Source organism: Microbacterium sp. W4I4 (genome assembly GCF_030816235.1).
In the GTDB taxonomy this organism is placed as follows: domain Bacteria; phylum Actinomycetota; class Actinomycetes; order Actinomycetales; family Microbacteriaceae; genus Microbacterium.
In genome coordinates this window covers 3,706,913-3,719,606 of the sequence record NZ_JAUSXT010000001.1, presented here as the reverse complement: position 1 = coordinate 3,719,606, position 12,694 = coordinate 3,706,913, and the positions used below count along the sequence as shown (strand labels likewise).

The 12,694-nt window shown below is 69.2% G+C and carries 14 protein-coding genes; 9 read left to right on the top strand and 5 right to left on the bottom strand.

Annotated features, from left to right (window positions below; translation table 11 throughout):
• Position 1: 1 nt before the first annotated feature.
• Genes QF046_RS17660 through QF046_RS17640 form a run of 5 tightly spaced genes read left to right on the top strand, consistent with a single transcriptional unit; the run spans position 2 to position 4,240 of the window.
• Positions 2 to 760 (top strand): succinate dehydrogenase iron-sulfur subunit, encoded by a 759-nt coding sequence (locus QF046_RS17660; RefSeq protein ID WP_307372354.1) that lies wholly within the window; start codon positions 2 to 4, stop codon positions 758 to 760.
• 15 nt (positions 761 to 775) lie between these two features.
• Positions 776 to 1,714, top strand: a complete 939-nt coding sequence (locus tag QF046_RS17655; protein WP_307372353.1) for a YihY/virulence factor BrkB family protein — start codon at positions 776 to 778, stop codon at positions 1,712 to 1,714.
• 9 nt (positions 1,715 to 1,723) lie between these two features.
• Positions 1,724 to 2,623 (top strand): exodeoxyribonuclease III, encoded by a 900-nt coding sequence (locus QF046_RS17650; protein WP_307372351.1) that lies wholly within the window; start codon positions 1,724 to 1,726, stop codon positions 2,621 to 2,623.
• A 12-nt stretch (positions 2,624 to 2,635) separates the two neighbouring features.
• On the top strand, positions 2,636 to 3,637 hold the full coding sequence (trpS, locus tag QF046_RS17645; protein WP_307372904.1) for a tryptophan--tRNA ligase: 1,002 nt from the start codon (positions 2,636 to 2,638) through the stop codon (positions 3,635 to 3,637).
• A 33-nt stretch (positions 3,638 to 3,670) separates the two neighbouring features.
• Entirely contained in the window at positions 3,671 to 4,240 is a 570-nt protein-coding gene (locus QF046_RS17640; protein ID WP_307372349.1) for a hypothetical protein, read from the top strand.
• Between the two features lie 24 nt (positions 4,241 to 4,264).
• On the opposite strand, the gene pth is transcribed toward QF046_RS17640, so the two are convergent.
• Positions 4,265 to 4,846 carry an aminoacyl-tRNA hydrolase gene (pth, locus tag QF046_RS17635; protein WP_307372346.1) on the bottom strand — a complete coding sequence of 194 codons (582 nt, stop codon included), beginning with the start codon at positions 4,844 to 4,846 and terminating at the stop codon, positions 4,265 to 4,267.
• 74 nt (positions 4,847 to 4,920) lie between these two features.
• Positions 4,921 to 5,529, bottom strand: a complete 609-nt coding sequence (locus QF046_RS17630) for a 50S ribosomal protein L25/general stress protein Ctc (RefSeq protein ID WP_307372345.1) — start codon at positions 5,527 to 5,529, stop codon at positions 4,921 to 4,923.
• Positions 5,530 to 5,735: 206 nt separating this feature from the next.
• Between QF046_RS17630 and QF046_RS17625 the strand changes: the two genes are divergently transcribed.
• From QF046_RS17625 to QF046_RS17610, 4 genes are all read left to right on the top strand, one after another.
• Positions 5,736 to 5,861, top strand: coding sequence for a hypothetical protein (locus QF046_RS17625; protein WP_307372343.1), 126 nt, complete (start codon positions 5,736 to 5,738; stop codon positions 5,859 to 5,861).
• 102 nt (positions 5,862 to 5,963) lie between these two features.
• Positions 5,964 to 7,412 carry an NADP-dependent phosphogluconate dehydrogenase gene (gndA, locus tag QF046_RS17620; protein WP_307372342.1) on the top strand — a complete coding sequence of 483 codons (1,449 nt, stop codon included), beginning with the start codon at positions 5,964 to 5,966 and terminating at the stop codon, positions 7,410 to 7,412.
• A gap of 85 nt (positions 7,413 to 7,497) precedes the next feature.
• A complete protein-coding gene (locus QF046_RS17615) occupies positions 7,498 to 8,226 on the top strand; it encodes a response regulator transcription factor (RefSeq protein ID WP_307372339.1) in 729 nt (242 codons plus the stop codon).
• A gap of 6 nt (positions 8,227 to 8,232) precedes the next feature.
• On the top strand, positions 8,233 to 9,756 hold the full coding sequence (locus QF046_RS17610) for a cell wall metabolism sensor histidine kinase WalK (RefSeq protein WP_307372337.1): 1,524 nt from the start codon (positions 8,233 to 8,235) through the stop codon (positions 9,754 to 9,756).
• Here the strand turns inward: QF046_RS17610 and QF046_RS17605 are convergent.
• From QF046_RS17605 to QF046_RS17595, 3 genes are read right to left on the bottom strand one after another with little or no spacing between them, the layout of a single operon-like run.
• On the bottom strand, positions 9,750 to 11,300 hold the full coding sequence (locus QF046_RS17605) for an FAD-dependent oxidoreductase (protein WP_307372335.1): 1,551 nt from the start codon (positions 11,298 to 11,300) through the stop codon (positions 9,750 to 9,752). The two genes, QF046_RS17610 and QF046_RS17605, sit on opposite strands and share 7 nt — an antisense overlap.
• 21 nt (positions 11,301 to 11,321) lie before the next feature.
• A complete protein-coding gene (locus QF046_RS17600) occupies positions 11,322 to 12,188 on the bottom strand; it encodes an FAD:protein FMN transferase (protein WP_307372334.1) in 867 nt (288 codons plus the stop codon).
• Between the two features lie 29 nt (positions 12,189 to 12,217).
• The gene (locus QF046_RS17595; RefSeq protein WP_307372333.1) at positions 12,218 to 12,664 is read right to left on the bottom strand and encodes a hypothetical protein; all 447 of its coding nucleotides are present in this window, start codon (positions 12,662 to 12,664) and stop codon (positions 12,218 to 12,220) included.
• Between the last annotated feature and the right edge of the window lie 30 nt (positions 12,665 to 12,694).

The window sequence follows — 12,694 nt, the reverse complement described above, 5'->3', positions numbered from 1 at the left end:
CATGTCGAACGCCGTCGCAGAGGCACCCGTGAACGATTCCGGTGTGCAGTCCTTCCTGGTCACCTTCATCATCCGCCGCTTCGATCCGGAGCAGGACGCCGAGCCGCGCTGGGTGGACTACGACGTCGAGCTGTACGCGACCGACCGCGTGCTCGACGCCCTGCACAAGATCAAGTGGGAGGTCGACGGGTCGCTGAGCTTCCGCCGCTCCTGCGCCCACGGCATCTGCGGGTCGGATGCCATGCGCATCAACGGCCGCAACCGCCTGGCCTGCAAGACGCTGATCAAGGACCTCGACATCTCGAAGCCGATCTACGTCGAGGCCATCAAGGGTCTGCCGCTGGAGAAGGACCTCATCGTCGATATGGAGCCGTTCTTCGCCTCGTACCGCGAGGTGCAGCCGTTCCTGATCGCCAGCTCCACCCCGGAGAAGGGCAAGGAGCGCGTGCAGTCCATCGCCGACCGCGCGATCTTCGACGACACCACCAAGTGCATCCTCTGCGCCGCGTGCACCTCGTCGTGCCCCGTGTTCTGGACCGACGGACAGTACTTCGGCCCGGCCGCGATCGTCAACGCGCACCGCTTCATCTTCGACTCGCGCGATGACGCGGCCGACGTGCGCCTGGACATCCTCAACGACAAGGAGGGCGTGTGGCGCTGCCGCACGACCTTCAACTGCACCGAGGCATGCCCGCGCGGCATCGAGGTCACCAAGGCCATCGCCGAGGTCAAGCAGGCCGTCCTCCGCGGCGGTCGCTGACCCGAAGGCATCCGCGTGCGCGCCCGACTGACTCGTTCGGCCGGGCGCGCCACCGTTTTCGCGCGTCGCACGGCCGCGCTCTTCCCGATTCGCGTCTGGCGACGCTTTCTGCGCCGCAACGGCTTCCTGCTGTCGGCTGGTATGGCGTACCAGGCTCTGTTCGCCCTGTTCGCGCTGCTCTACGTCGCCTTCGCCGCCACGGGTGTCTGGCTCGGCGGCAGCGGCCCCGCCATCGATGCGCTCATCGATGTGGCCAACAGCTATCTGCCGGGGATCATCGGTCAGAACGGCATCGCGGACCGCGCGGATGTGCACGAGCTGGTGGCGTCCGCCGCCGGCACCTTCACGATCACCGGACTCATCGCCACCGGGGTGGCCATGTGGACGGCCATCGGCGCGGTCACCTTCACACGTCGCGCCGTGCGCGACATCTTCGGACTGCCATTCGACTCGCGCAGCTACCTGCTGCTGAAACTGCGCGACGTGGTGGCCGCACTGGCGTTCGGCCTCGCGCTGCTGGTCGGAGCGGTGCTCAGCGTCGGCGGGGTCTGGGCGCTGACACAGCTGCTGGACCTGTTCGGACTGAGCATCGCAAGCACAGTCAACGACCTGCTGCTGCGCGGATCCACCGTGCTCGTCCTGATCGCCATCGACACGGCCACCATCGCCCTGCTGGTGCGATTCCTCACCGGCACGTCGCTGCGCTGGCGAACCATCTGGCCCGGCGCGGCGATGGGCGGACTCGCCGTCGCCCTGCTGCAGCTCGGCGCCGGACTGCTGCTCTCGCACACCCCCGGCAATCCCCTGCTGGCCACCTTCGCCGTCATGGTGGCCCTGCTGCTGTGGTGCCGTCTGGTGGCATCCGTCATCCTGCTCGCCGCCTCCTGGATCGCGCTGAGCGCGCAGGATCGCAACGAGCCGCTCGTGCGGATGGATGTCGCCGGCCGTCGTTAGGCTGGAGACATGCCCCATCTGCGCGTCGCCTCTGTCAACGTCAACGGGATCCGCGCGGCGGTCCGCAACGGCATGCACTCCTGGCTGGATGCTGCCGCCGTCGATGTCCTCACGCTTCAGGAGGTGCGCGGACAGGACGAGCACCTCGAGGAGGCCTTCCCCGGCTGGTCGATGCTGCACGACGTCGCCACCGCCAAGGGCAGAGCCGGTGTCGCCGTGCTCAGCCGCACGCCGGCGATCGCCTCGCGCACGACGCTGGGAGCGGACGACTTCGACTCGGCCGGTCGCTGGCTGGAGGCCGACTTCGAGATCGACGGCGTTCCTCTGACCGTCGTCAGCGCCTACGTCCACTCCGGCGAGGCCGACACCCCCAAGCAGGTGGAGAAGTGGAAGTTCCTCGACGCCATGAGCACGCGCATGGCGCAGCTCGGCGCAGACGACGCCCTCGCGCTCGTCACAGGTGATCTCAATGTGGGACATCGTCCCCTGGACATCCTGAACTGGAAGGGCAACGTGAAGAAGTCCGGTTTCCTCGCCCGCGAGCGCGCCTACTTCGACCGCTTCCTCGGCGCTGCGGGCGAGCCCGTGGCCGGCCAGGAGGGCATCGGCCGCGGCATGGTCGGCCAGCTCAGCGACACGCGCCCCTACGCGTCGGAGAACGGCGGCACGGGACTCGGCTGGATCGACGTGGGCCGGGCCGCGCACGGCGAGGTCGACGGCCCGTACACCTGGTGGTCCATGCGCGGCCAGGCCTTCGACAACGACAGCGGCTGGCGCATCGACTACCACCTGGCGACGCCGGCCCTCGCCGCGCGCGCGACCGGGTACCGCGTCGCCCGCGCGGCCACCTATGCGGAGCGCTGGAGCGACCATGCGCCCGTGATCGTCGACTACACCTCCGACAAATAGGATTGACCTGTGATGAAACCACGCCTCTACTCAGGAATGCAGCCCTCCGCCGACTCGCTCCACGCCGGCAACTACATCGGTGCTCTCCTGCAGTGGCGCGAGATGCAGTCGTCGTTCGACGCGTTCTTCTCCGTCGTCGACCTGCACGCCATCACGGTTCCGCAGGATCCGGCCGAGCTGCGGGAGAAGACCCGTCGCACCGCCGCGCAGTACATCGCAGCGGGCATCGAGCCGTCCAAGTCGACACTGTACGTGCAGTCCCACGTGCGTGCGCACGCCGAGCTCGCCTGGATCCTCAGCACGATCACCGGCTTCGGCGAGGCCGGTCGGATGACGCAGTTCAAGGACAAGTCCGCGCGCTACGGCGCCGACTCCACCTCGGTCGGGCTGTTCACCTACCCCGTGCTGATGGCGGCCGACATCCTGCTCTACCAGAGCGAGCTCGTACCGGTCGGCGACGACCAGAAGCAGCACGTCGAGCTCACCCGCGACCTCGCCGAGCGCTTCAACAAGCGATTCGGCAAGGCGTTCACGATTCCTAGGGCCGTGATCCAGAAGGACACCGCCCGCATCTACGACCTGCAGAATCCGTCTTCGAAGATGTCGAAGTCCGCCGAGAGCGAGGCGGGCGTGCTGTGGCTGCTGGATGACCCGGCGAAGTCGGCGAAGAAGATCATGCGCGCGGTGACCGACACCGAGGGATCCGTCCGCTACGACCGCGAGAACAAGCCCGGCGTCTCCAATCTGCTCACCATCTACGCGGCCCTCACCGGGCGCCAGGTGGGCTCGATCGAGGACGAGTACGCCGGTCGCGGATACGGCGAATTCAAGAAGGGCCTCGCCGAGGTCGTCGTCGAGGAGTTCGGCCCGGTGCGCGATCGTGCGAACGCGCTGCTCTCCGACCCCGCCGAGCTGGACCGACTGCTGGCCATGAACGCGGCAAAGGCCGACGCGGTCGCGGACGCGACGCTTGCCGACGTGTACGACAAGGTCGGACTGCTGCGTCGCCTCTGAGGGCGCCCGCGCACAAGTGATCCGGAGGATGTCGTGAGCACCCCGCAGTTTCCCGTCCCCGGTGGCGACAGCCCCGTCGGGCCACCACCGCCTCCGGCGACGGCGCCCGCAGGGGTGCCCGCCGCTCCCCCGGGCGCCTACGGCGTCCCCGCCGGGGGCTACCCGGCCGGCGGCCACCCGGTCGGCGGCTATCAGGTTCCGCCGGCCGCACCACCCGCACCGCGCACGACGGGAGCCATGGCGCTGATCGTGGCGCTGATCGCCGTGATCATCGTCCCGATCGTGGCGGCCGTGATGGCCTATCAGATCGGGGCGATCCTCCCGAACGCCCGCATCGGAATCGACTCCTCGCTCGCCGACGACCTCTCGATCCTGACCCCGGTGCGCACCCAGGTGCTCTGGGCTGAGGTCGCGTTCTGGTCCGGCACCGTGCTGGGCGTCGGCGCGATCGTGCTCGGGATCATCGCCGCGGCGAAGCGGCGCGGGCGAGGCCTGGGCGTCACCGCCATCGTGCTGGCGGTGCTCGGACCGTTCGGATTCTTCCTGGCGGTCTCGATCTTCCTCGGAATCGGCGCGGCCGCTTCGGCATCCGGCGGCATCTGACCGCGCGAACCCGCTCGGCTCGCGTCAGGCGCGGGAGTGGTGCTTCTGCTGCGCGGCGACCAGTCCCTCGTCGATCAGCTGCTCCACGGCATCCGCGACGTCCGACAGGAAGTTCGGCAGCGTCTTCAGCTCCACGGTGCCGAACGGTGCGAGCACCCAGTCCGCGGGGTCCTGACGACCGGTCGGGCGGCCGATGCCGGCCCGCACTCGCGGGAAATCGGCAGTGGTCAATGCACGGGCGATGTCGCGGACGCCGTTGTGGCCGCCGTGGCCGCCGCCGACCTTGAGCCGGATGCTGTCGTAGGGGATGTCCAGCTCGTCGTGCACCACGACCACGTGATCGGGTTCGACGGAGTAGAAGCGCGCGAGGGCCGCGACCGGCGTGCCCGAGACGTTCATGAACGAGTTGAGCTTGGCGAGCACGAGCTTGTCCCCGCCGGGGCGCAGCCACGTCTCCACGACGCGCGCGCCGGCCTTGTGCTCCCGGAACCGCTCACCACGTCGCTCGGCGAGCTCGTCGACGACCATCTGCCCGATGTTGTGCCTTGTCGGCGCGTACCGGGGCCCCGGGTTGCCGAGGCCGACGATGAGCCAGGTGGATGCCATGCTCGATCCCTCTCGATGTATATGAGGAAGGGGGCGCGAATGCTCGCGCCCCCTTCCGGAAAATCTTCAGCAGATCACTCGGCTGCGGACTCCTCGGCGGCGGCCGGAGCAGCAGCCTCCTCGGCGCTCTCCTCGGCGACCTCGGCCGCGGGCACGGAGACCGCGACGAGCAGCAGATCGGCGTCGTCGACGAGAGCGGCGCCCTTGGGCAGGGTGACGTCACCGGCGGTGATGTGCGCGCCCTCTTCGAGACCCTCGACCGAGACCTCGACGTTCTGTGGGATGTGAGTGGCCTCGACCTCGAGCTTGATCGTCGCGACGTCGACCGTCACGATGGTGCCCGAGAACGACTCGCCGGTCACGACGACGGGGACCTCGACGGTGACCTTCTCGCCCTTCTTCACGACCAGCAGATCGATGTGCTCGATGATCTGGCGCACCGGGTCACGCTGCACGTCCTTGACGAGCACCAGGCTCGACTTGCCGTCGATGTCGAGCTCCAGCAGCGCGTTGGCGCGGCGGATGATCAGCGAGACCTGGTGGCCGGGCAGTGCGACGTGAACGGGGTCTTCTCCGTGGCCGTAGATGACCGCAGGGATCTTGCCCTCGGCGCGCAGGCGGCGGGCGAAGCCCTTGCCGAAGCTGGTGCGGAGGTCTGCGAGGACCTTGTTGTCGTCAGACATGATGTTCTCCTTCAGACGCGCGGCGACGAGCCGCGCGGTGGTCGATGGTGTCGGCGCCTCGGCACGGACTCGAGGACGCGAGACCACGATGCTCATCTGACCATGGGGCTTCACATCACCGCGTCGATCACGGATGAGCGCGCACGCGCGACATCCCTCGCCGAGGAACTCCTTCATCGTACCCGAAACCCCGGTAGGCTGGTGACATGCTCGATGCCGCCTTCCTCTCCCACGTCATCTTCTGGATCATCGGCGCGATCGCCGTGTGCGGCGTGGTCTCGGCCTTCGCCGCGATGTTCTTCATGGGACGCTCCGGCTACCGCAAGGACTGAGCGGGTCGACGACCCCCGTCCCCGTTCGTGACACGAACGGATCTCCGGCGTACGGCAGCCGATACTCTGAGATCACCTGAATCCATGATCGAGGAGCTATCAGTGCCCGAAGCATCTGCCAATATCGGAGTCGTCGGACTCGCCGTGATGGGATCGAACCTGGCCCGCAATCTTGCGTCGCGTGAGGGCAACACGGTGGCGGTGCTGAACCGCAGCCGCGCCAAGACGGATGAGCTGGTCTCGGCTCATCCGGAGGCGGGGTTCGTTGCGGCGTTCTCGTACGAGGAGTTCGCCGCGAGTCTGCAGCAGCCGCGGACGGCGATCATCATGGTCAAGGCCGGTGGGCCCACGGATGCGGTGATCGATGAGCTGGTGCGGGTCTTCGAGCCGGGCGACATCATCGTCGATGGGGGCAACGCGTACTTCCCCGACACGATCCGCCGTGAGAAGGCGGTCCGTGAGACGGGCATCAATTTCGTCGGTGCGGGGATCTCCGGTGGTGAGGAGGGCGCACTGCTCGGGCCGTCCATCATGCCGGGCGGGTCGGATGAGTCGTGGGTGACGCTCGGCCCGATCCTCCGCTCGATCGCCGCGGTCGCGGAGGGTGAGCCGTGTGTGACGCACATCGGTCACGACGGTGCGGGGCATTTCGTGAAGATGGTGCACAACGGCATCGAGTACGCCGACATGCAGCTCATCGCCGAGGCGTACGACCTGATCCGCCGCGGCACCGGCAAGTCCCCCGCGCAGATCGCGGACATCTTCGCCGAGTGGAACCGTGGCGAGCTGGAGTCGTACCTGATCGAGATCACCGCCGAGGTGCTGCGTCAGGTGGACGCGGAGACCGGGCTGCCGCTGGTGGATGTCATCGTGGACCAGGCAGGTGCCAAGGGCACCGGCGCGTGGACCGTGCAGACCGCGCTGTCTTTGGGTGTTCCGGTGTCCGGGATCGCGGAGGCGACCTTCGCCCGTTCCCTGTCCTCGCACCCCGAGCAGCGCGCGGCAGCCGGGTTCCTGCCCGGACCCGAGGACGCGTTCGAAGTCGAGGACGAGGACGCCTTCATCGAGGACGTGCGCCTGGCCCTGTACGCGTCGAAGATCGTCGCCTACAGCCAGGGGTTCGATGAGATCCGTGCGGGAGCTGGCGAGTACGACTGGCAGATCGACCTCGGAGCCGTGTCGAAGATCTGGCGCGGCGGGTGCATCATCCGCGCCCAGTTCCTCAACCGCATCGCCGACGCCTACGCCGAGGCTCCCGAGCTGCCCGTGCTGCTGACCGCACCGTACTTCGCCGAGGCCCTCACCCGCGCCCAGGGCGCCTGGCGGCGCGTGGTCATCGCCGCCGCCGAAGCCGGCATCCCCGCCCCCGCGTTCAGCTCCTCGCTGTCGTACTACGACGGGATCCGCGCCGACCGCCTGCCCGCAGCTCTCGTCCAGGGACAACGCGACTTCTTCGGCGCACACACCTACAAGCGCACCGACAAGCCCGGCACCTTCCACACCCTCTGGTCCGGCAACCGCACCGAAATCGAAGCCGAAGACACCCACTGAGGCATCCGGGCGCGCCCGCGCCGCACACAGAAGCTCCATAGGATTCCCATTGGATTCTTGAGGCGCGGGCGCGCACACTGGACGCATGAGTCACGATCACCCGGACCTCCGCCGCGCCGACGGCGGACCGCTGCGCATCCTCGCGGTCGACGATGAGCCCATGCTCACCGACCTGCTGGCGATGGCGCTGCGCATGGAGGGCTGGGAGGTGCGCACCGCCGGCTCCGGACTGGAGGCGCTGCAGGTCGCGCACGACTTCGAGCCCGACGCACTCGTGCTGGACGTCATGATGCCGGATCTCGACGGCATGGGCGTTCTGCGCCGCCTGCGCGAGGCCGGCAACCTGGTCCCCGTGGTCTTCCTCACCGCCAAGGACTCCCTCGGAGATCGCATCGCCGGGCTCACCGCCGGCGGCGACGACTACGTCACCAAGCCGTTCAGCCTGGAGGAGGTCATCGCGCGCCTGCGGGCTGTGATCCGCCGTTCGGGCCAGGGCCGCACCGAGGACGAGCAGTCGATCCTGCGGGTCGCTGACCTCTCCCTCAACGAGGACAGCCACGAGGTCATGCGCGGCGACGACGAGATCGAACTGACCGCCACCGAGTTCGAGCTGCTGCGCTTCCTGATGCGCAACGAGCGCCGCGTGCTGTCCAAGGCGCAGATCCTCGACCGGGTGTGGAGCTACGACTTCGGCGGCAAGTCCTCGGTCGTCGAGCTGTACATCTCGTACCTGCGCAAGAAGATCGACGCCGGCCGCACTCCCCTGCTGCACACCGTGCGCGGAGTCGGCTACATGATCAAGTCCCCGCAGTAGGCGATCGTGTTCGCACGCCCGGTGAGCCTGCAGGCGCGGCTGATGGCCGCCGTGATCGGCTTCGTCTCCCTCATCCTCGTGGTGGTCGCCATCATCACCAGCGCCACGCTCGGCAACTCGCTCGAGCAGCGTCTGCGGGATCAGCTGTCCAGCTACTCAGCCGGCATCAAGGGATGGGTGACCGACACCGAGGCGCTGACCAGTATCAGAGGAACAGAGCTGACCGCGGACCGGGTGCTCACCGGCCGGCGCGTGCCCCTCGGGCTGCTGCTCGCCGTGCAGCCGCCGAACCAGTCCGCCTCGGGGGTCACGGTGTCCTCGGACGGCCTTCAGAGCCTCTCCGCCGGCGATCTGTTCGAGCTCACCCAGGCGCTGCGCTCCGACGGCAGCGCCGTCGTGTCCCTGCACTCCGGCGGGTCCTACCTCGTCACGATCTCGCAGACCGAAAACGGCACGATCGTGGTCACCGGTCTCTCCCGTGCGGAGATCCAGGGCACCCTGGGCGACCTGTTCACCGTGATCGCGCTCGCGACCCTGGGCGGTCTGCTGCTGCTCGCGATCACCACCGCCCTGACCATCAGCATGGGTCTGCGTCCGCTGCGCGCAGTCGCCGCCACCGCCACGCGCGTCGCAGGCCAGCCGCTGGATCGCGGTGAGGTGAGCATCACCGAGCGCGTGCCCGAGTACGAGGCCGATCCGCGCACCGAGGTCGGCCGCGTGGGCATCGCTCTGAACACTCTGCTCGACCACGTCGACACGTCACTGGCTGCGCGTCAGCGCAACGAGGAGCGGATGCGGCGATTCGTCGCGGATGCCAGCCATGAGCTGCGCACACCGCTGGCCTCCATCCGCGGCTACTCCGAGCTCTCGCTGCGGGCGCTGAGCCAGAACCAGGGCCCGGACACCGTCGCAGACACCACGTCCGCCCTGGAGCGCATCCAGGCGCAGTCGCTGAGAATGACGCGTCTGGTCGAGGATCTGCTGCTGCTCGCCCGACTCGACGAGGGCCAGGAGCTGGTGCGGGGCTCCGTCGATCTCACGCAGCTCGCCGTGGAGGCGCTCTCCGATGCGCAGCCGACCGCCCTCGACCACGACTGGGAGCTGGACGTCCCCGAGCAGCCGGTCCTGCTCTCCGGCGATGCGGGACGCCTGCACCAGGTTCTCGCCAACCTGCTGGCCAATGCCCGCACGCACACGCCGGCAGGCACGACGATCACCCTGTCGCTCGCCGTGGAGGCGCAGTCGGCGGTGCTGCGCGTGCACGACGACGGCCCCGGCATAGATCCAGACGTGCGCGAGGAGCTGTTCGCCCGCTTCGCCCGCGGCGACGTGTCGCGCGCCCGGCAGTCCGGTGGCACCGGCCTGGGCCTCGCCATCGCGAAGGCCATCGTCGAGGGGCACGGCGGCAGCGTCGACGTCACCAGCGCCCCGGGCGACACGACCTTCACGGTGCGCCTGCCGGTGGCACCCGCCGCCCCTCCGTCGGCGCCGCAGCCGCCGACCGCGCCCGTCCCGACTCCGGCTCAGTAACCGGCGAACGCGTCGGTCGTCAGACTGCGGGTCTTCTGCAACGCGGGAGCGAGATCGGCGATCAGCCTCGGCGGGCCGGAGATGAAGGCGTGCCGGGAGGCGATGTCGGGAACGACGCACTCCAGGCCCGCCGCGTCCAGGCGCACGCCCTGCGCCCACGACCAGTTCGGCGACAGCCCGGTCGGCTCGTCACGGGTGAAGACCACAGCGCGCACCCCGGTGGCCTCCAGCTCGTCGCGGAAAGCCAGCTCCGAGGCGTCGGATGCCACGTAGACGAGCACCACGTCGCGCTCGACGCCACGTGCCTGCATCTGCCGCAACTGCGAGACGAACGGCGTCACGCCGATCCCGGCCGCGACCATCAGCACAGGCGCATCGCCGCGCGGCAGCACGAAGTCGCCCCAGGTGCCGGTGACGGCCAGCACTGCCCCCGGCTCGGCCGCGGCGAGGGCGCGCTTGTAGCTGGACGGATGCTTCTGATCGCCGTTCTTGTAGGCGATGCGCAGGGTCGGAAGGTCGGCCGGCGCGGAGACGATGCTGAACTCGCGCCGGGTGCCTCTGGCGTCCGGCCGCCGATGCGGCACATCGAGTTCGAGGTACTGTCCGGGAAGGAAGCTCAGCCGCCCCTTCGTACGGAAAGTGAGCTCCTGCGCCGTCGGTGTCACCATCTGCCGCTTCTCCAGCACCAGCCGCACCGAACCGCGCACGGCGAAGGCGAACGCGAGGAGGTTCCCGATGAGCAGCGCGCGCTCCTGACCGAGCGTGAACAGGCTGCCGATCATGATCGGCCAGCCGGCCAGCACGCCGACGAGCGCGGCGACGCTGAACTGCTGCCAGCGCCGCGGCGGCAGGGTGAGCGGCTCGGAGAGCATGAACGCGCCGAGGAAGAGGTAGGGCGTCTGCGCGACGGAGAAGAAGATCGCATCCTGCAGCGTGAAGCCCAGCCCCGCAGCCTGTGCCTGCACGGCCTGGCGCACCACGGAGACGCCCACCACGACCAGCAGGAACACCAGCACGATGCGCACCTTCTCGGTGCGCCACAGCACGATCAGGCCGAGCACTGCGACGGCGATCGACAGCGCCGGAGTGCCGACCCACCAGGAGGAGAACGAGCCCAGTCCGAAGACGGTGACGATCGCCGCGCCGAAAGCCGCCGGGTTGAGGATGTGGCGTCCGCGCCAGGCGATCAGGTACTTCGACAGGCTCGCGACGGCACCGGCGAGTGCGTTGCCCGCGAGCCCCGTCGCGGTCAGCGACGGCTGCAGCACGAACAGCAGGATGAGCGCGGTGACCAGCGAGGATTCGATGCGCCACGGCAGGCGCAGGATGCGCTGGGCGATGGCGTCGACCAGCGAGATCGTCACGGCCAGCACCGCGAAGGAGGCCAGAATCTCCGCGGCCGTCGGGGTGAGCACCCCGACGAAGGAGAAGCCGAGCGCGAGAAGCGCCAGCGCAACCAGGGCGAAGAAGACGAGCCGGTACATCGAGAGGCCGCCGAGCACGGCGAGCACGCGCTGCCGCAGCGCGGTGAGAGACGGTATCACCCCTCTACTCTTCCCTATCCGTCATGGTGCGGGCTCGGTCCCGAACAGTTCTCCGTCGAAACCGTGCGACCATTCGGCCCTCCCGTCGGTCGACATCCGCACCCAGTCGACGCCCCAGCGGGCGGCCAGCTCCGCCCCGCCGTCGAAGAACAGCGCGGTCGCGATGGCATCCGCGTGCATGGCGTCGTCGGCGATGGCCCAGGTCGCCGCCCACGTGCGCACCGGCCGCCCGGTTCGCGCGTCGAGCACGTGGTGCAGTCCGTCGCCCCAGGCGCGGCGGTTCACGGCCGACGCGCACAGTGCCCGGTCGGCCACCTCGACCACGCCTATCGCGGAGGTCGGGTCGTACGGATGCTCCAGCCCGACCCGCGCGCTTCCACCGCGGACGCGCAGGTCTCCCCCGGCATCCACGATGAGGCGCCCGGGTACGGTCGCGAGGGTCTCTGCGACCAGGTCGACCAGGCGCCCCTTCCCCAGGGCGCCGATGTCGATCGTCGCCGGCTCTCGGAGAGTCAGCTCGGACGATGTCAAGCGCAGCATCCGCTCCCAGTCCCGGGGTGCCGCCTGCGGCTCGCCGGGGTGCAGGGTGAAATCGGCGTCGTAGCCGAGCGCCTCCAGGCCTGCTCCGATCAGCGGGTTCACGGCGCCACCGGTCGCCGTGGACAGCTCCCGATACAGCTCGAGCATGACCGTCGCGTCCTCCGGAGCAGGAACAGCGCCACCGTGCGCGCGCAGTCGCGACACGACGGAGTCCGCCCGGAACCGAGACCACTCGGCGTCGAAGCGAGCGATCACCGCGGTGACCGCGACGAGTTCCGAGGCGGGCAGCGGCTCGTCCGCGACGATCTCCCATCGGGTGCCGATCGCCTCGAATCCCCAGATGCTCACGACAGGACCGCGCTCACGCCGCCACCGACCTACTTCGCCGCGGCCGCGGCCTCGTCCTTGATCTTCACGAGCGCCTGATCGAAGCCGCCGCTGGTCAGCGAGGAGCCGGCGACCCGGTCGACCTGAAGCTCGTCGAGCCTGTGCCCGACGACGACATCCGCGATGCCGGCGACGAACTGCCCCTGGTAGCGGGTGGTCTCCCGGGTGAGCGGCTCTCCGGTGACCTCGACGTCGGTGACGACGTCGTCCTTCAGGGTGATCGTGACCGAGATCGACTCCACCGTCTCGGGCGTCTTGTACGCGCCGTCGGCCGTGTAGGTGCCGTCGGCGTAGGGCGCCGTGGAATCGGTGGACGTCGGCGCCGGATCGGCCTTCGGGGACTCGGCCTGCGCCGCGCCCGAGCATCCGGCCAGCAGCAGGGCACCGGCCACGCCCGCGAGGGCGGCACCGGTGCGAAGAGCGGGAGGGGTGTTCATTCCCCCAGCCTGCGGCATCCGCCTATGAGA

Excerpts from the sequence above, each read along its gene's own strand:
- QF046_RS17650 (WP_307372351.1), top strand. The coding sequence starts at position 1,724 with ATGCCCCATCTGCGCGTCGCCTCTGTCAACGTCAACGGGATCCGCGCG.
- pth (WP_307372346.1), bottom strand. The coding sequence starts at position 4,846 with ATGGCATCCACCTGGCTCATCGTCGGCCTCGGCAACCCGGGGCCCCGG.
- QF046_RS17625 (WP_307372343.1), top strand. The coding sequence starts at position 5,736 with ATGCTCGATGCCGCCTTCCTCTCCCACGTCATCTTCTGGATCATCGGC.
- trpS (WP_307372904.1), top strand. The coding sequence starts at position 2,636 with ATGAAACCACGCCTCTACTCAGGAATGCAGCCCTCCGCCGACTCGCTC.
- QF046_RS17615 (WP_307372339.1), top strand. The coding sequence starts at position 7,498 with ATGAGTCACGATCACCCGGACCTCCGCCGCGCCGACGGCGGACCGCTG.
- QF046_RS17595 (WP_307372333.1), bottom strand. The coding sequence starts at position 12,664 with ATGAACACCCCTCCCGCTCTTCGCACCGGTGCCGCCCTCGCGGGCGTG.
- QF046_RS17630 (WP_307372345.1), bottom strand. The coding sequence starts at position 5,529 with ATGTCTGACGACAACAAGGTCCTCGCAGACCTCCGCACCAGCTTCGGC.
- QF046_RS17660 (WP_307372354.1), top strand. The coding sequence starts at position 2 with ATGTCGAACGCCGTCGCAGAGGCACCCGTGAACGATTCCGGTGTGCAG.